The sequence below is a fragment of the Pantoea sp. KPR_PJ genome (genome assembly GCF_041386365.1).
GTDB lineage: Bacteria > Pseudomonadota > Gammaproteobacteria > Enterobacterales > Enterobacteriaceae > Pantoea.
Genome location: NZ_JABMIK010000010.1, coordinates 38,091 through 55,702 on the forward strand (window position 1 = coordinate 38,091; position 17,612 = coordinate 55,702).

Sequence of the window (17,612 nt, forward strand, 5' to 3'; positions counted from 1 at the left end):
ATGTTCAGCACCGTTTTGATTGCCAACCGGGGTGAAATCGCCTGCCGCGCCATTCGTACCCTGAAACGCCTCGGCGTGAAAAGCGTGGCCGTTTATTCCGATGTCGATCGCAATGCGCAGCATGTGAAAGACGCGGACGTGGCGATTGCCCTGGGCGGTGACAAAGCCAGCGACAGCTACCTGCGCATCGATAAAGTCCTTGCCGCCGCCCGCGAGAGCGGTGCGGAAGCCATCTGGCCAGGCTATGGCTTTCTCTCGGAGAGCCTGCCGTTTGCCGAGGCCTGCGAACAGGCCGGTATCGCCTTTATTGGCCCCACCGCGCAGCAAATAGGTGAGTTTGGCCTGAAACACCGTGCGCGCGAGCTGGCCGCCAGCGCCAGCGTGCCGATGACGCCGGGCACCCCGCTGCTCGGCTCGCTTGAAGAAGCCCTAGTGGCCGCAGCACAGATCGGATATCCCGTTATGCTGAAAAGCACCGCGGGCGGTGGCGGCATTGGCCTGACGCGCTGCGCCGACGATAGTGCGCTGCGTAACGCCTGGGAGAGCGTGCGCCGCCTGGGAGAACAGTTTTTCAGTGATGCAGGCGTCTTTCTTGAACGCTGTATCGATCGCGCACGGCATGTTGAGGTGCAAATTTTTGGCGACGGCAGCGGCAAGGTTGTCGCCCTCGGCGAGCGCGACTGCTCGCTACAGCGTCGCAATCAGAAAGTGGTGGAAGAGACGCCGGCACCGAACCTGCCTCAGGCCACGCGCGACGCGCTGCTCGCCTCGGCCGTGCGCCTGGGGGAGTTAGTCCGTTACCGCAGCGCCGGAACCGTAGAATATATTTATGACGCTGAGCAGGATGCTTTTTATTTTCTGGAGGTGAACACCCGTCTGCAGGTTGAGCATCCGGTTACCGAATGCGTGACCGGTCTCGACCTGGTGGAGTGCATGCTGAAAGTGGCCGCGGGCGATCCCATTGACTGGGCGCGCCTGCAGCAGGCACCTCAGGGCGCGTCGATTGAAGTACGTTTGTATGCCGAAGATCCGCTGAAAAACTTCCAGCCGAGTCCGGGCGTGCTGACCGGCGTTTCCTTTCCCGACGGCGTGCGCGTAGACGGCTGGATCAATACCGGCACTGAGGTGTCAGCCTTTTACGATCCGCTGATGGCGAAACTGATTGTGCACGCCGACACGCGCGATGCGGCGCTGCAAAAAATGACGCAGGCGCTGTCTGCCACCCAGCTGCACGGCATCGCGACCAACCTCGACTATCTGCGCCAGGTTGTGGCTACCGAGGCATTCCGCAGCGGTGAGGTCTGGACGCGCTTTCTTGACAGCTTTACGCCGCACGCCAGCGTGATTGAGGTGCTGCAACCCGGCACCTTCAGCACCGTTCAGGATTACCCTGGTCGCCTTGGCTACTGGGACATTGGCGTGCCGCCCTCTGGCCCCATGGACGATTACGCCTTTCGTCTTGCCAACCGCATTGTCGGTAACCACGAAAGCGCCGCGGGACTGGAATTTACCCTCCAGGGGCCGACGCTGCGTTTTCACTGCGACGCGGTGATCGCCCTGACCGGTGCCGACTGTCCGGCCGAGCTGGATGGCGAAAGCATTGACTACTGGCAGCCTGTTCAGGTTACCGCCGGACAAATTCTGACGCTCGGTCGTGCGCAAAGCGGATGCCGTACCTGTCTTGCGGTGCGCAACGGCTTCGATATGCCGGAATATCTCGGTAGCCGATCGACCTTTTCACTCGGTCAGTTTGGCGGCCACGCCGGGCGTACGCTGCGGGTCGCCGATATGCTGCCGGTTTCGCAGCCGCAGCTGGCGGCCTGCACCACGCCACCGCCGGTCAGCGAGCCGCAGACGCCCGATCGCGCACTGATCCCGCATTACGGTAATGAATGGCGCATCGGCGTGCTGTATGGACCGCATGGCGCCCCCGATTTCTTTACCCAGGCCGCCATTGATGAGTTCTTCGCCAGCGACTGGCAGGTGCACTACAACTCTAACCGTCTTGGGGTGCGTCTGGTCGGTCCGAAACCGAGCTGGACGCGCGCCAACGGCGGCGAGGCCGGGCTGCATCCCTCCAACGTCCACGACTGCGAATACGCCATTGGCGCGGTGAACTTTACCGGCGACTTTCCGGTGATCCTGACGCACGACGGTCCGAGCCTCGGCGGTTTTGTCTGTCCGGTCACGATTGCCAGAGCGGAACTGTGGAAAGTGGGCCAGGTGAAGCCCGGCGATCGTATCCGCTTCCATCCGATAAGCGCGGATGAAGCCGTCGCACGGGAAAAAGCGCAGCTGCACAGCATCAGCACGCTGCGCAGCACGCATGCCGGCGCATTCGAGGTGCCGTCACTGGCGACCAGCGACATCGGTTCGGCCACGCTACTGGCGTCGCTACCGGCGACGGAGACCACGCCTGCGGTGGTTTACCGTCAGGCAGGAGACAAATATGTCCTGATCGAATATGGCGACAATATCCTGGATCTGGCGCTGCGCCTGCGCGTGCATCTGCTGATGAATGCGCTGCGCGACCGCGCGGTTACCGGCGTAGAGGAGCTGTCGCCCGGCGTGCGCTCGCTGCAGGTCCGTTATGACAGCCTGATCCTCAGCCAGCGTGAGCTTATGAGGCTGCTGCTGGGGCTGGAGGCGGAGCTTGGCGACGTCAGCACGCTGAAAGTGCCGTCGCGCATCGTCTGGCTGCCGATGGCATTTGAAGACAGCGCGACCCTCGGCGCGGTGGCGCGCTACAAAGAAACGGTACGCGCCAGTGCGCCATGGCTGCCGAACAATGTTGATTTCATCCAGCGCATCAATGGATTAGCCAGCCGCGAAGCGGTGCGCGATACCCTTTTTAACGCCAGCTACCTGATCCTCGGTCTGGGTGACGTCTATCTCGGCGCGCCCTGCGCTGTGCCGGTCGATCCACGTCATCGCCTGCTCAGCTCTAAATACAGCCCGGCGCGTACCTTTACCGCTGAAGGTACCGTCGGCATCGGCGGTATGTATATGTGCATCTACGGGATGGATTCGCCCGGCGGCTATCAGCTGGTGGGGCGTACCCTGCCGATCTGGAATAAGTTCCTCAAAAACCCACAGTTCGCTGCCAGCGAACCCTGGCTGCTGCACTTCTTTGACCAGGTGCGCTTCTATCCTGTCACGGAGGAGGAGCTGACGCAGCTTCGCGACGATTTCCGCGAAGGTCGCGCGCGCATCCGCATCGAAGAGACGCTGTTTGATTTCGCCGCACATCAGCAGTTTCTCGCCGATCATGCCGAGTCGATTGCCGACTTCCGCCAGCGCCAGGCCACCGCCTTTGAGCAGGAAGTCACCCTGTGGGCGCAGGAGGAGCAAAGCGCGCCGCCAGTCTGCCAGCAGGCAGAGGTCACGGCAGAGGCAGATGAAGAGGCGCTGGCCGTATGCGCTGACATGAACGGCAATATCTGGAAGGTGCTGGTGCAGCCAGGCGAGGCGGTAGAGGCCGGTCAGACGCTGATCATTGTCGAAGCGATGAAGATGGAGCTGGCCATTAGTGCGCCCCAGGCGGGCACGGTAAAACGCATCGCCTGTCAGGCCGGGCGTCCGGTGAGTCCGGGTGACACCCTGCTGTGGCTGGACTGAGGAGGGCACATGAATCTGAGCCCTCGCGGCAAAGGCCGCCCGGAAGCGCTGGCGGAGAAAGTGTATCAGGCGCTGAAGCAGGATCTTTTCGACTTTCGCCTGATGCCTGGCGATCGCTTCAGCGAAAAAGAGATTGCCGACCGTCTGGAGGTCAGCCGCACGCCGGTGCGGCAGGCGCTGTTCTGGCTCGAGCGCGAGGGCTACGTCGAAGTGTGGTTTCGCAGCGGCTGGCAGGTGAAACCGTTCGACTTCGCCTATTTCGAAGAGCTGTATGACTTCCGCACCGTGGTGGAGTGTGAAGCGGTGCGCCGCCTCTGCGCCCTGGAATCAACGCGGTGCATGACCATCCTGGCACCGCTGAAAGCCTTCTGGATAGAGGCGCCACGACAGGAGAACGGCAAAGCGGTCTCTGCAGAAGATGAAGTGTTTCATATGGCGCTGGTGGCTGCCGCTGGTAATCAGGAGATGGCGCGCATTCATGCCGAACTGACGGAAAAAATCCGCATCATTCGCCGTCTCGACTTTACCCGGGAAGATCGCATTGAGGCCACCTGTCGCGAACACGCCCAGATTTTACAGGCCATTTTTCAGCAACAGACCGAGGAGGCGCAGCGCATTCTGACCGATCACATTGCCGTAAGTAAGGCCGAGGTCAGGAAAATCACGTTACACATGCTCCAGCAGGCCAGGCTTCAACCCATTGAATAACTTCATATCAACCATGTAGGGGTTCAGAAAAATGAAAAGACGTTCGTTGCTCAAGGCTTTCGCACTCTCTGCGACGGTGGTCAGCATGAGCCTGTCCTTTGGCGTGAAGGCCGCAGAGACCATTAAAGTCGGGATTATGCATTCGCTCTCGGGCACCATGGCGATATCGGAGACACCGCTGAAAGAGGTGGCGCTGATGACCATTGATGAAATCAACGCCCAGGGCGGCGTGCTGGGCAAAAAGCTCGAGCCGGTGGTGGTCGATCCCGCGTCTAACTGGCCGCTGTTCGCCGAGAAAGCGCGCCAGCTGCTGACGCAGGACAAAACTGCCGTGGTATTTGGCTGCTGGACCTCAGTCTCGCGCAAATCGGTGCTGCCGGTGTTTGAAGAGCTGAACGGCCTGCTGTTCTATCCGGTGCAGTATGAAGGCGAAGAGATGTCGCCTAACGTGTTCTACACCGGTGCCGCGCCTAACCAGCAGGCGATTCCGGCGGTGGAATATCTGATGAGCGAAGATGGCGGCAGCGCTAAACGTTTCTTCCTGCTGGGAACCGACTACGTCTACCCTCGCACCACTAACAAAATTTTGCGCGCCTTCCTGCATGCAAAAGGGGTGCAGGATAAGGACATTGAGGAGGTCTATACCCCCTTTGGCTACAGCGATTATCAGACTATTGTTTCCAGCATTAAGAGATTCTCAGCCGACGGCAAAACTGCCGTGATCTCCACCATTAACGGGGACTCGAATGTGCCGTTTTACAAAGAGCTGGCCAACCAGGGGATTAAAGCGACGGATATTCCGGTCATCGCCTTCTCCGTAGGTGAAGAAGAGCTGCGCGGTATTGATACCAAACCGCTGGTCGGTCAGCTGGCGGCGTGGAACTACTTTGAGTCTCTGGATAACCCCGATAATAAAAAGTTTGTTGCCGCCTATCGTGCCTACGCCAAAGCACACAAGCTGCCTAATGCCGATACCGTGGTGACCAATGACCCGATGGAAGCAACCTACGTCGGCATTCATATGTGGGCGCAGGCCGTGGAGAAAGCGGGCACCACCGACGTGGACAAGGTGCGGGCGGCCATGGCGGGCCAGACCTTTAAGGCACCCGACGGTTTTACCCTGACCATGGATCAGACCAACCACCATCTGCACAAGCCGGTGATGATTGGCGAAGTGGAAGAGAACAGCCAGTTCAACGTGGTGTGGCAGACCGAACAGCCGATTCGTGCGCAGCCGTGGAGCCCCTATATCGCCGGAAATGACAAGAAGCCGGACCATCCCGTCAAAGCGACGCAGTAAGTTGCGTGAGGTGTGCGGCTGCGCAGACGCGCAAACGCACACCCTCTCCAGCCACTCTTAACAGGGCCAGAACTATGTCTATCCGCCGTTATCTCTGCTGTCTGCTGTTACTTCTGCCCTGGCTGGCAAAGGCGGGCGACGGAGCCACCTTTGCGGCCGCCAGCCGCCCGCAGCAGGCGTCACTGCTGCAGCAGTGGGCCGCTGCACCGCAGGCCAGCCGTTTGCCGCTGCTGGATGCGCTGCGCCATGAAACCGTGGTTATCGACCAGAATAAACAGCCGTTTCGGAAACAGGGCGCAGTTCTGCATCCGCTGGACAGTGCGCAGCAGCCGAGCGGCGAAACCAAAAAGCTGTTTATGAATAACCGCCTGCGCGTGTTGATCGCCAGCGCGCTTGCAGCGCATCAGCTGGTCAGCGGTGATGCGGCTGTGCGCCTGCGTGCCGCACAGCAGCTGCAAAACGACGGCGCGGCCGATCAGCTGCCGCTTATCCAGCAGCGGCTGGTCGACGAGCGCGACCCACAGGTCAGGGCTGCTTTGACGATGGCTGCGGCTAATCTGCAACTTGCCAGCGCCGACGCAGCCGTACGCCTGAACGCCGTCACGCTGCTCGGCGAGGCCAGCGATCCCGGGATGCAGGCCAGCCTCAGTCGGCTTACGCAGCCGGGCAACGAACCCGATGCCCGCGTGCGCGCCGCGGCGGCGCACAGTCTTCAGCAGATTAAACAGCGCCTGATGTGGGGCGATCTGCTCGGGCAGGCGTTTACCGGTCTGTCACTGGGATCGATTCTGCTGCTGGCCGCGCTTGGGCTGGCGATCACCTACGGTCTGCTGGGGGTGATCAACATGGCGCACGGCGAGATGCTGATGCTGGGTGCCTACGCGACCTGGCTGGTGCAAAGCCTGTTTCAGCAGTTTGCACCGCAGTGGCTGGCCTGGTATCCGCTGCTGGCGCTGCCGGTTGCCTTTATGGTGACGGCGGTGATGGGCATGGCGCTGGAGCGCACCATTATCCGCCATCTCTATGGTCGTCCGCTGGAGACGCTGCTGGCCACCTGGGGCATCAGTCTGATGCTGATCCAGCTGGTGCGCGGAGTGTTTGGCGCACAAAACCTTGAGGTAGCGAACCCGGGCTGGCTCTCAGGTGGTCTTCAGGTGCTGCCAAATCTGGTTTTACCCTATAACCGTATTGCGGTGATCCTCTTTGTCGTGGCGGTTCTGGCGCTGACCTGGCTGTTGCTCAATAAAACCCGCCTTGGCCTCAGCGTGCGCGCCGTCACGCAAAACCGTGCCATGGCGGACTGCTGCGGCGTGCCAACCGGACGCGTCGATATGCTGGCATTTGGCCTCGGGTCGGGCATCGCGGGGCTGGGCGGCGTGGCGTTGTCGCAGTTGGGCAATGTCGGGCCGGAACTGGGCCAAGGCTATATCATCGACTCTTTTCTCGTTGTGGTGCTGGGCGGTGTTGGCCAGCTGGCGGGTACCGTGGTGGCGGCCTTTGGCCTTGGCATTCTTAATAAAGTGCTGGAGCCACAGATGGGGGCCGTACTGGGCAAAATTCTTATCCTCGTGCTGATCGTGCTTTTTATCCAGAAACGTCCACAGGGGCTGTTTGCCTTTAAAGGGAGGGTCATCGACTGATGAGCCAGCCACTGACATTAACGATCGGGCGAAAAGCGCCGCGGCTGACGCTCAGCATCGTGGCCGCCGTGACGCTGCTGTTGCTGCTGCTGCCGTTCTGCGCCCTGCTGCCGGCCACGCACCCGCTGGCGATCTCCACCTACACGCTGACGCTGTTCGGCAAGATCCTCTGCTACGCCATCGTTGCCGTCGCGCTCGATCTGGTGTGGGGCTATGCCGGTCTGCTGTCGCTCGGCCACGGCCTGTTTTTCGCCCTTGGCGGCTACGCCATGGGCATGTATTTGATGCGGCAGGCCGCAGGCGACGGACTGCCGGCATTTATGTCCTTTCTCTCCTGGCGCGAGCTGCCGTGGTTCTGGGCCGGGACGCAGCACTTTGCCTGGGCGCTCTGTCTGATTGTGCTGGTGCCCGGTCTGCTGGCGCTGCTGTTTGGCTTCTTTGCTTTTCGCTCCAGGATCAAGGGCGTCTACTTTTCGATCATGACGCAGGCGTTGACCTACGCCGGTATGCTGCTTTTCTTTCGCAACGAAACCGGGTTCGGCGGCAATAATGGCTTCACCGGCTTCACCACACTGCTGGGCTTTCATGTCACCGCTACCGGAACGCGCATTGGGCTGTTTGTCGCAACGGTACTCCTGCTGTTGCTCAGCCTCGGCATCGGTTTTGCGCTGGCGCGCAGTAAGTTTGGTCGCGTACTGACTGCGGTGCGCGATGCGGAAAATCGCCTGATGTTTATTGGCTACGATCCCCGAGGCTTCAAGCTGTTCGTCTGGACCCTGTCCGCCGTGCTGTGCGGGCTGGCGGGAGCGCTGTATGTGCCTCAGGTGGGCATCATTAACCCGGGCGAAATGTCGCCGACCAACTCGATTGAGGCGGCGATCTGGGTCGCGCTTGGCGGACGCGGCACGCTGATCGGCCCGCTGCTGGGCGCGACCATCGTCAACGGTGCCAAGAGCTGGTTTACCGTGGCGTTTCCTGAGTTCTGGCTGTTCTTCCTGGGCTCAATGTTTATTTTGGTCACGCTGTTTTTACCGCGTGGCGTGATTGGCCTGCTGCGCCGGAGGCGTGATGACTGAACCTCTTTTTACCCAGCCGCATCCCGCGGATCGTCATCGTCACCAGAGCGATCCGGTGCTTCAGCTGCACAATATCAGCGTCTCTTTCGACGGCTTTCGCGCGCTGACCGATCTGTCGCTGCAGATTGGCGTCGGTGAGCTGCGCTGCGTCATCGGTCCAAACGGCGCGGGCAAAACCACGCTGATGGACGTGATCACCGGTAAAACGCGACCCGACACGGGCGAGGTGATTTACGACCAGGATACCGACCTTACCCGACTATCCCCGCCCGAGATCGCGCGCGCCGGTATTGGCCGCAAGTTTCAAAAGCCAACCGTGTTTGAGGCGCTGACGGTATTTGAAAACCTGGACATCGCGCTGAAAAATGACAAATCGGTCTGGGCCAGCCTGCGCGCGCGCCTTAGCAGTGAGCAGCAGGATCGTATCGATGAGGTACTGAAGCTGCTCCGGCTTCACGGCGAACGTCAGCGCAAGGCGGGGTTGCTGTCGCATGGACAGAAGCAGTTTCTTGAGATCGGCATGCTGCTGGTGCAGGAGCCGCACCTGCTGTTGCTTGACGAACCGGCAGCGGGCATGACCGATGCCGAAACCGATTACACTGCCGAACTGTTTCGAAGCCTTGCCGGTAAGCATTCGCTGATGGTGGTCGAACACGATATGGGCTTCGTCGAAACTATCGCCGATCATGTCACGGTATTGCATCAGGGCCAGGTGCTGGCGGAGGGTTCGCTGCGCGACGTGCAGGCGAACGAACAGGTGATTGACGTTTATCTGGGGCGCTGAAATGTTACAGGTATCAGAACTGCATCAATACTATGGCGGCAGCCACATTCTGCGCGGGCTCTCTTTTGACGCCAGGCCCGGTGAAATAACCTGCCTGCTGGGGCGTAATGGCGTGGGCAAAACCACCCTGCTGAAATGTCTGATGGGACTGATCCCGGCAAAATCGGGTGACATTCGCTGGCAGAACGCGAGCATCAAGACGCTTAAGCCGCATCAGCGCGTACGGGCGGGCATCGCCTGTGTGCCGCAGGGACGGGAAATTTTTCCGCGCCTGACGGTAGAGGAAAACCTGCTGATGGGGCTCTCTCGCTTCTCGGGCGCAGAGGCAAAACGGGTCCCCGAGGATATCTACCGCTTGTTTCCGGTGCTGTCAGAAATGAAGCTGCGGCGCGGCGGCGATCTGTCGGGGGGGCAGCAGCAGCAGCTGGCGATTGGCCGTGCGCTCGCCTCTCGCCCGCAGCTGTTAATTCTTGATGAACCCACTGAAGGGATACAGCCCTCGGTCATCAAGGAGATTGGCACCGTGATCCGTCAGCTGGCGCAGCGTGGCGATATGGCAATCCTGCTGGTCGAGCAGTTTTATGATTTTGCCGCTGAGCTGGCGGACAACTACCTGGTGATGTCACGCGGCGAAATTGTGCAGCGAGGAAAAGGGGAGAACATGCAAAGCGAGGGCGTGCGCAATCTGGTGGCAATTTAGCCCCGAGGCAGCCAGGAGAGGCGTTGCCGCCTCTCCTGCTTTCAGACACCGCGAAAAGCAAAGGTTACCCCACTGCGAGCCAGCCTGATTTCGCGACACCCCTTTCCCCTGCTGCATCACATCCTGAATCACGAACAGGGTATTACCATGCTCAACAGTGCGGCTCTCCTGGTTTATCTGATTTCGGTCAGCCGGCGCCCCGGTTTGAGCGAATCCCCTTGGGTAAAGTCCGTCAGATGCCCCGCCTGTTTTCCTTACAGGGTCGGTGTTGTTTGTCCTCCCCCCTGTTTTATCAACCTGAAGTGCAGGCATAGGAAAATCGTATACGAATAAAAAGTGATGTTGTCACTTTTCTTTTTTATGAATGATTATCAATACAATCAAAAGTTTATTTATTTTGTCAGCGAGTAATTTTATGCGCGATATCTCATCCCGGCCGCCTGAGGAAAATTCAGTGCATTGACACTGATTGAATCGTATACGAAATTGCGGTGAAACGTTCTCGTCAGGATTTCACCATGAAAAGCGTTATTACTTATCCCGGAACCGATGCCAGCGACCGCCCCATGGGACCGGCTCCGCTTTCGCCTGCGCTACTGCATGAACCCATGCTGTTTATCTCCGGCCAGGTCGCCATCGATCCCCTCAGCGGCCAGATAACCGGCAGAGATATCACCAGCCAGACCCGGCAGGTGCTGAAGAACGTAGGCGCTCTGCTGAACGAAGCGCAGATGACTTTCGATAATGTGGTTCGCGTAACGATCTATCTCACCGACCTCACCACCTTCAGCGAGATGAACGCCGCCTATAGCGAGTTCTTTTCGTTTCCCTTCCCGGCGCGCGCTACCGTCGGCATTCAGCTCAACCATCCTGACCTGCTGGTCGAGATGGAAGTCACGGCGATGCGCTGATGCATATTCATATAGAGAACGACGCCAGCGCCCCGTCTGCGCTGCATCTTTCACCAGACGTGCTGCAACAGCATCTGGACAGGCATCCGGAGCTTCGCAACCGCTTTACGCTCTCGGAAAACAGCAACCCCGCCCACACCGCGACGTTCCTCGGTGACTGCGATCTGCTGTGGAGTGGACGCAAGCTGGCGCTCGATAGCTTTCACACGCCGCGCCTGCGCTGGGTACAGATTATGTCAGCGGGGGTTGAGCAGTGGCTGGCACACTGGCCGCCGGGCATCACGCTGACCAACGCCTCCGGGGTCCACGGCGCTAAAGGCGCGGAGTTTATTCTGATGGCCGCGCTGATGTTCAACTTTGGTATTCCGGGCTTTTTACAGGATCAGGCTCAGCGTCTGTGGCGACCGACGTTCGGTGGCTGCGCACGCGGCAAAAACGTGCTGTTACTCGGCGTGGGCGGCATTGGCGCCGCCGCGGCCAGCTTACTGACCGCACAGGGTTATTGCGTGACCGGCGTGACGCGCAGCGGTCGGTGCGACGCCGACGTTGCGCGCTGCATTCGCATAGCGGAGACAGACGATGTTTTGCCGCAGGTGGATGTGCTGGTATCGACCCTGCCGCTGACGCCGCAGACGGAAGGGCTGTTCGACCGTCGCCGTCTTGACCTGTTGCCGGCCCGCGCTGGCGTGGTGATTGTCGGACGTGCCGCCGTGTTTGATTACGCCGCGCTGCGCGAAAAATTGTGCGCCGGAGAGCTGGCAGGTGCGGTGCTGGATGTCTATCCGCAGGAGCCGCTGCCCGTCGACGATGCGCTCTGGTCGACCCCCGGTGTTGTTATGACGCCGCACTGCAGTCTCGACGATCACAGTGCCTACCTGACGGGGTGTCTGGCGGTGTTTATCGATAATCTGGTGCGCGACAGCCGGGGTTATCCGCTGCGCAACCAGGTTGACGTGGCAAGAGGGTATTGAGGTTACCACCACCAAAATAAGCCCCGAAGCAAGGGGCATTGCTTACACATTCACCCGCACCAGGAGAACCTTATTATGAAATTTGCACGCATCGCACTGTTCATCTCTGGCACTCTGCTGGCTGGTCTCGCCAGCGCACACGCCGCCAGTACCGATCCCGTTACCCCGACTGCCAGCGACTTTGCAGCGATGGCGCAGTGCAAGGCGCTGCAGACCAAATATCCGTCACTGAAGGGCAAAGATCTGGTGGTGGGGCTTGGCGGATATACCAAAGGATTTGAAGCCCCGTCCGCGCAGGACCCGAGCGTAATCGAAGGGCTGGATCCTTCCCTGTTTGCGCGTATCAGCAGCTGCCTGGGAGCAACACACAGCTACCAGACAGGCTCGTTTAACGTCCTGCTGACCTCCATCTCCAGCGGCCGTGCTGATATCGGTCCCATGCTGTACGTCACTGACGAACGTCTGAAACAGATCGCCTTTGTGGCGTCTATGCAGGTGCAGGATGGCTCAATTCTGGCAAAAGGCAATCCCAGGCAGATCGCCCGGGTAGACGACCTGTGCGGCAAAACGGTGGCCGCTGCCGCTGGCTCTTATGAAGCCAACAAACTGGTGCCGGAGCAGAGTGCCAGATGCACTGCTGCCGGTAAGCCAGAGGTCAGCCTGCTGATGGTGCAGAATACCGATAACTCGATTCAGGCGGTAAAGAGCGGCCGTGCTGATATCTACCTGACCGAAGCGGGGTCAGCCCGCGCCATTGCCAGCGCCGATCCGTCGCTGGAAAGTGGTTTCACCGTGGATCTGCCCATCATGGTCGGCTTCCCGATTGCCAAAGAGAACACCACCCTGCGCAGTGCGGTGCTGGAGGCCATGAAGATCATCCAGGCGAGCGGCGCGCAGAAGAAGCTGCTGGATTACTGGGGTCAGGGCAGCGCGGCTGAACGTCCGGTTGTTGAACGCGGTTAATGCATAAGCTCAGCCCGATTGTCTGGATTGCCGCAGCGCGTGCATTCCAGACTGTCGCGCTGAGGGAGGTCTCGCTGTGGATGATTTTCTTAAATACCTGACCTTCCCTTACCTGTGGGAAGGTGCCGTTATCGCCCTGCAATTGCTGGCAGGCGCGCTGGCAGGCGGCATCGTTATCGGCTTCTTTCTGGCGTTAGCCAGCACCTCGAAGCACTGGTTTATCCGCATGCCGGTGAAAGTCTACATCTACCTGCTGCGCGGCACGCCCGTGCTGTTACAGCTGATACTGCTTTATAACGTTCTGCCTGAATTCGGCCTGCGCTTCAGCCCTTTCACCAGTGCGCTGCTGGCGCTGATGATTAATGAAACCGCCTTCTGTGCGGAGATCATTCGCGGCGGCATCATGGCCACTGACCGCGATCAGAGCATGGCGGCACAGGCATTTGGCTATTCGCGCACTAAAGAGATGATCCATGTGGTGATCCCGCAGGCGCTGCGCGCCATTCTGCCCACCATGGGCAATGAAACTGTTGGCCTGCTGAAGTCAACATCGCTGGCATCGGTGGTGGGCGTCAATGAGCTGACAATGCGCGGTCAGGCCATTGTGTCGCAGAATTTTCTGTTTATTCCCGTACTGGTGGCCTCCGGTGGAATTTATCTGATCCTCTCGACGCTGCTGGCGGGCGGTCAGTGGTGGCTGGAAAAGTTCTATAACCTTGATGAACGGGCGCGCCGTGCCCGTGCCCGGCTGGCAAAACTGCCGTCAGAAGCCGAGATAATGGCGATGCAGCTACCGAAACGCCGCTGGAATACGCAAACCGCCGCACCGGTGCTGGAAGTGGACAAGTTGTGCGTCGACTACGCTGGCAAAGCGGTGCTGAAATCCCTGTCGCTGACCGTGCGTCGCGGCGAAGTCGTCGTGCTGCTGGGCCGCTCTGGCTCGGGTAAAAGCACCCTGCTGAAATCCATTCTGGCGCTGACGCCCCGCAGCAGCGGCACTATCCAGACTGAAGGGCATTTTATGGGGAGCGATGAACAGGGCCGCGCACTCGCCTCCCGGCATCTTCCGGCCAACCGGGCCAAATCCGGCATTGGCATCGTGTTCCAGCACTTTGCCCTGTTTGATCACCTGACGGCATTAGAGAACGTCATGAGCATTCTGCTGCGGGTACAGGGCGCACAGCCGGAAATTGCCCGTGCCAAAGCGATGCGCGCGCTGAAAATGGTGGGGCTACAGGATTTCGCCGCCTCTTTACCGCATGAACTCTCTGGCGGACAAAAACAGCGTGTCGGCATTGCCCGCGCGCTGGCGGCAGAGCCGCAGATCCTGCTGTTCGATGAGCCGACCTCGGCGCTCGATCCTGAGCTGGTGCGCGAAGTGAATCAGACTATGCGTAACCTGGCGCAAACCGGCATTACCATGATCATCAGCACCCACGACATCGCCTTTGCGTCAGGCGTGGCGGATCGCGTGGTGTTTCTGCAAAACGGCACGCTGATTGAAGAAGGCCCACCGACGATTTTGCTGGATCCGAAGACGCCAGATTTTGCCACCTTCCTTGAACACGAAAAAGTGACGGAGGTCCGGCATGTTAACGCATGATCAAAAGGCAGCCGAACGTCTCGGAAATGCGCTGTTTCGCTATATGCAGGGGCAGCCCGCGGATGGCCTGCCGGGCGACGCCGATGCCAACCAGCAGGCCCTGCGTCGCTTTCGCCTGATCCCGCGGGTGTTACAGGGCAATGAGGCGATGGATACCCGGATAACCCTGCTGAATCAGCACTGGTCTGCCCCGCTGGGCGTCGGCGCATTTGCTGGCGACCGCCTGTTTCATGACGAGGGGCTGTTGCCCATTGCCCGTGCCTGCAAACGTCTTCAGTTGCCGCTGGTGATCTCAGAAGAGACCGTGACGCCGCTGGAGCAGATAGGCGCGGCCTATTCCGGCTGCTGGTTGCAGCTGCGCGCCGCGGGCGATGTCGGGCGCATTAAAGCCCTGATCGATCGGGCGGCCCAGGCTGGTATTCAGCAGATCGTCCTGACGGTGCTCGCGCCGGTGCACCCCGTGTCCGGTTTACAGCCGGGCGGATTTTCGGTTGGCGACGCCCTGAAACAGCGTGGCTGGCACACCATCGGCAGTTCAGAGCCGGGCGTCGCCGCACTGCCCGCCTTTCCGGTCTGGTGCTGGCGGCAGATCGACGAGGTTGCTGCACACTGTGCCGCCCACCACCTGCCTCTGTGGCTGAAAGGAATTTTGCACGAGGATGACGCGGCGCAGGCGGCTCAGCATGGCGTCAGCGGCATCATCGCGTCCAATATTGGGCTGCGTCAGAGCGCGCGCTGGGCAACGCCCGCGCATCGGCTTGGCGCGTTGCAGGCGTCGGCGCGTATGCCGCTGTTGCTGGATGGCGGGGTGCGCTGCGGCAGCGATGCGGTGGTGGCGCGATGTCTTGGCGCGTCGCTCGCTCTCAGCGTGCGGCCGGTTATCAGCGCCCTGGTCGCCGGTGGCGAAAACGCGGTATGCGATCTGCTTTCCGGCTGGATACATGAAGTGGCTGCCATCAGCCACTGGTGTGGCGTCAGCGAGATGGCAGCCCTTAACGGCAGTTTTCTTTGTGAGGAGCGCCACTGATGCATCAGCTCACTTTCAACCAGGGCGATGCCAGCGAGTCACGCATCTACTATTGCGCCCACTATCTGGCCGAGAGTCTGGGTCTGTTTGCCGCCGAACAGTTGCAGGTGACTTTTACCACCAGCGCCTCTGGCGGCCATACCGTTCAGGGCGGCCAGGTGCCTGCCGTACTGAACCGCGAGGCTGACCTCACGCTGGGCGGCCCCATGGTGGTGATGAAGCATTATCAGCAGCACGGCGCAGAATTACGCTGTTTTTGCGCCTCCGTGGCGGCCAGCCCCTGGTTTCTGGCTGCCGCGCAGGCGCAGCCCGCTTTTCATCTGCGCGATCTGCGCGGCAAGCGCGTGCTGGATGTTGGCAATGTCGGCACCGCCACCCTGACCTTTCGCTGGCTACTGGCGCAGCATGGTCTGCTTGATCGGGTGGAGCTGATGGCTGGCAGTGGCGACGAGGCCAGAGATTTCGCCGCCGTTGCCACGGGTGAAGTCGATTATGCGCTGCATGCGATGCATATGCTGGCACCGGCCATTGCCGCAGGTCAGTTAAGCCCGGTCAGCAGCCTCGCCGCGCTGTGTGGCAGGGTTCCCTGGAGCGCTTATATCGCCCGTGCTGATGTGCTGGTTGCCAGGGCGGAGGCGTTCGCCGCATTTTCACGCGCCGTTACGCGCGCGCTGGCGTGGATAGCCACGCACGATGCCACTGAACTGGCTGCGCGCGTTGAGCGTTACTACCCCGGTTATCCCCGGGATGCGCTGGTTATCGGTCTGGCTGCCTACCAGCAGGCACGGGTTTTCGCGCCGGACAGTCACATCCCCCCGTTCGAATTTGATCATTTTAGTCAGCTTCTCAGTGACGCTGGCTGGCTTGAACCCTCTCAGCCGGTGCCCTACCACGCACTGGTGACGCAGGCAGGAGTAGCGGAATGAAAACGTTAATTATTAATGGCCTGGTGGTAACGGAAACCCGCGCGGCACCGGCCGATTTACTGATTGAGGCGGGAAAAATCAGTCGTGTACTGGAGCCCGGTACCATGACGGATGACGTGGATGACATCATTGATGCGCAGGGCTTGCTGGTGTTGCCTGGTGCGATTGATGTGCATACCCATTTCACCGGATCGCACGACTTCCCGGAAAGGGAGCTGCGTGAGGGAACGCGCGGTGCCGCCGCACACGGCGTCACCACTATCGTTGAGATGCCCCACTCGCGGCCGCCAGCCACTACGCTGGAGAACTTCAGCGCCAAGCAGCGCTGGCTGGCTGAAAACTGCTCGGTGGATTATGCCATGTGGGCGGGGCTGGATGGCCGCAACCTGGATCAACTGGCTGCGCTGGATCGGGCGGGTGCGCTGGCGTTTAAGGCCTTTCTCTGCAGTGGCGCAGCCAGCGGCGAAGCCACCGATGAAAAAGGATTACCGCGCCTGGATGACGACGGTTTGCTGCGAGCGATGCGTGAGCTGGCGACCTTTGACGGCCTGATTGGGGTGCACGCCGAAAATCATGACATCCTTATCGGGGCCGGTAACGCGCTGCGTCGTGCCGGACGCAAAGACGCGCGCGCGCATGCGCTGGCCGGACCGGAAATCGCCGAAATTGAAGCTGTAGGCCGCGTGCTGGCCCTCGCGGAAGAGACCGGCGCGCGTTGTCACATCGTCCATGTCAGTTCCGCCCGCGCCGCCGAAACCATTGTGGCCGCGAAAAGCCGGGTTCGCGCCAGCTTTGAAACCTGTCCGCACTATCTGGTGCTGGATGAAGACGATCTGGTGCGTATTGGCCCCAATGCGCGCTGCGGGCCGCCAATACGTCCGCGCCCCGTGGTGGATGCGCTGTGGCAGGTGGTGCTGCGTGGCGAGGTCGATATGATCGCCTCTGATCACTGTCCCTATACCCCCGCACAAAAGCAGGCGGGGGAGGCCAGCATCTGGGAAGCCGGTATGGGGTTGACCGGCGTGGAGACGCTGAGTCCAGTGTTCTTCAGTGCCGCGCATATCGATCGCCACCTGCCGCTGACCGAGTTTGCCCGTATGACCGCCGGTGGCCCCGCCCGTGCTTTCCAGCTGTGGGGCAAGAAAGGCGCTATTGCGCCCGGCTTTGATGCGGATCTGGTGTTTTACGACGTGCAGCAGCGCTGGATTGTGAAAGGCGAAACGTTTCAGGGACTGGGCAAGTGGAGCGCATTTGAAGGGATGCGCTGTCAGGGTAAAGTGGTGCGCACACTTATTCGCGGCGTCACGGTCTATCAGGATCAGCAGATACAGGTTCAGCCCGGCTTCGGCCAGTTCGTGACCCGACAGGCAGCAACAGGACAATAA

14 protein-coding genes are annotated in these 17,612 nt (G+C 60.3%); all 14 read left to right on the top strand.

What is annotated here, in order from left to right; genetic code table 11:
• The 14 genes from uca (at position 1) to HP564_RS18025 (ending at position 17,612) form a co-directional block, all read left to right on the top strand.
• Positions 1 to 3,618, top strand: coding sequence for an urea carboxylase (uca, locus tag HP564_RS17960; protein WP_371245194.1), 3,618 nt, complete (start codon positions 1 to 3; stop codon positions 3,616 to 3,618).
• A gap of 9 nt (positions 3,619 to 3,627) precedes the next feature.
• Positions 3,628 to 4,326 (top strand): GntR family transcriptional regulator, encoded by a 699-nt coding sequence (locus tag HP564_RS17965; RefSeq protein WP_371245195.1) that lies wholly within the window; start codon positions 3,628 to 3,630, stop codon positions 4,324 to 4,326.
• 31 nt (positions 4,327 to 4,357) lie between these two features.
• Positions 4,358 to 5,626, top strand: coding sequence for an urea ABC transporter substrate-binding protein (gene urtA / locus HP564_RS17970; RefSeq protein ID WP_371245196.1), 1,269 nt, complete (start codon positions 4,358 to 4,360; stop codon positions 5,624 to 5,626).
• A gap of 74 nt (positions 5,627 to 5,700) precedes the next feature.
• Positions 5,701 to 7,266: an urea ABC transporter permease subunit UrtB gene (gene urtB / locus HP564_RS17975; protein ID WP_371245197.1), complete on the top strand. Its 1,566-nt coding sequence runs from the start codon at positions 5,701 to 5,703 to the stop codon at positions 7,264 to 7,266.
• Positions 7,266 to 8,342: an urea ABC transporter permease subunit UrtC gene (gene urtC / locus HP564_RS17980; protein ID WP_371245198.1), complete on the top strand. Its 1,077-nt coding sequence runs from the start codon at positions 7,266 to 7,268 to the stop codon at positions 8,340 to 8,342. The genes urtB and urtC overlap by 1 nt, the downstream gene beginning before the upstream one ends.
• Positions 8,335 to 9,126: an urea ABC transporter ATP-binding protein UrtD gene (gene urtD, locus HP564_RS17985; protein ID WP_371245199.1), complete on the top strand. Its 792-nt coding sequence runs from the start codon at positions 8,335 to 8,337 to the stop codon at positions 9,124 to 9,126. The genes urtC and urtD overlap by 8 nt, the downstream gene beginning before the upstream one ends.
• 1 nt (position 9,127) lies before the next feature.
• Positions 9,128 to 9,826, top strand: a complete 699-nt coding sequence (urtE, locus tag HP564_RS17990; protein ID WP_371245200.1) for an urea ABC transporter ATP-binding subunit UrtE — start codon at positions 9,128 to 9,130, stop codon at positions 9,824 to 9,826.
• A gap of 518 nt (positions 9,827 to 10,344) precedes the next feature.
• Entirely contained in the window at positions 10,345 to 10,737 is a 393-nt protein-coding gene (locus HP564_RS17995; RefSeq protein WP_371245201.1) for a RidA family protein, read from the top strand.
• Entirely contained in the window at positions 10,737 to 11,708 is a 972-nt protein-coding gene (locus tag HP564_RS18000) for a D-2-hydroxyacid dehydrogenase (protein WP_371245202.1), read from the top strand. The genes HP564_RS17995 and HP564_RS18000 overlap by 1 nt, the downstream gene beginning before the upstream one ends.
• 75 nt (positions 11,709 to 11,783) lie before the next feature.
• The gene (locus HP564_RS18005) at positions 11,784 to 12,671 is read left to right on the top strand and encodes a transporter substrate-binding domain-containing protein (protein WP_371245203.1); all 888 of its coding nucleotides are present in this window, start codon (positions 11,784 to 11,786) and stop codon (positions 12,669 to 12,671) included.
• 76 nt (positions 12,672 to 12,747) lie between these two features.
• On the top strand, positions 12,748 to 14,274 hold the full coding sequence (locus tag HP564_RS18010; protein ID WP_371245204.1) for an amino acid ABC transporter permease/ATP-binding protein: 1,527 nt from the start codon (positions 12,748 to 12,750) through the stop codon (positions 14,272 to 14,274).
• Positions 14,261 to 15,301, top strand: coding sequence for an alpha-hydroxy acid oxidase (locus HP564_RS18015; protein WP_371245205.1), 1,041 nt, complete (start codon positions 14,261 to 14,263; stop codon positions 15,299 to 15,301). The genes HP564_RS18010 and HP564_RS18015 overlap by 14 nt, the downstream gene beginning before the upstream one ends.
• On the top strand, positions 15,301 to 16,227 hold the full coding sequence (locus HP564_RS18020; RefSeq protein WP_371245206.1) for an ABC transporter substrate-binding protein: 927 nt from the start codon (positions 15,301 to 15,303) through the stop codon (positions 16,225 to 16,227). Before HP564_RS18015 ends, HP564_RS18020 begins: the two co-directional genes overlap by 1 nt.
• The gene (locus HP564_RS18025) at positions 16,224 to 17,612 is read left to right on the top strand and encodes a dihydroorotase family protein (protein ID WP_371245207.1); all 1,389 of its coding nucleotides are present in this window, start codon (positions 16,224 to 16,226) and stop codon (positions 17,610 to 17,612) included. Before HP564_RS18020 ends, HP564_RS18025 begins: the two co-directional genes overlap by 4 nt.

Coding starts and splice junctions, on each gene's coding strand:
- uca (WP_371245194.1), top strand. CDS start 1: ATGTTCAGCACCGTTTTGATTGCCAACCGGGGTGAAATCGCCTGCCGC.
- HP564_RS17965 (WP_371245195.1), top strand. CDS start 3,628: ATGAATCTGAGCCCTCGCGGCAAAGGCCGCCCGGAAGCGCTGGCGGAG.
- urtA (WP_371245196.1), top strand. CDS start 4,358: ATGAAAAGACGTTCGTTGCTCAAGGCTTTCGCACTCTCTGCGACGGTG.
- urtB (WP_371245197.1), top strand. CDS start 5,701: ATGTCTATCCGCCGTTATCTCTGCTGTCTGCTGTTACTTCTGCCCTGG.
- urtC (WP_371245198.1), top strand. CDS start 7,266: ATGAGCCAGCCACTGACATTAACGATCGGGCGAAAAGCGCCGCGGCTG.
- urtD (WP_371245199.1), top strand. CDS start 8,335: ATGACTGAACCTCTTTTTACCCAGCCGCATCCCGCGGATCGTCATCGT.
- urtE (WP_371245200.1), top strand. CDS start 9,128: ATGTTACAGGTATCAGAACTGCATCAATACTATGGCGGCAGCCACATT.
- HP564_RS17995 (WP_371245201.1), top strand. CDS start 10,345: ATGAAAAGCGTTATTACTTATCCCGGAACCGATGCCAGCGACCGCCCC.
- HP564_RS18000 (WP_371245202.1), top strand. CDS start 10,737: ATGCATATTCATATAGAGAACGACGCCAGCGCCCCGTCTGCGCTGCAT.
- HP564_RS18005 (WP_371245203.1), top strand. CDS start 11,784: ATGAAATTTGCACGCATCGCACTGTTCATCTCTGGCACTCTGCTGGCT.
- HP564_RS18015 (WP_371245205.1), top strand. CDS start 14,261: ATGTTAACGCATGATCAAAAGGCAGCCGAACGTCTCGGAAATGCGCTG.
- HP564_RS18020 (WP_371245206.1), top strand. CDS start 15,301: ATGCATCAGCTCACTTTCAACCAGGGCGATGCCAGCGAGTCACGCATC.
- HP564_RS18025 (WP_371245207.1), top strand. CDS start 16,224: ATGAAAACGTTAATTATTAATGGCCTGGTGGTAACGGAAACCCGCGCG.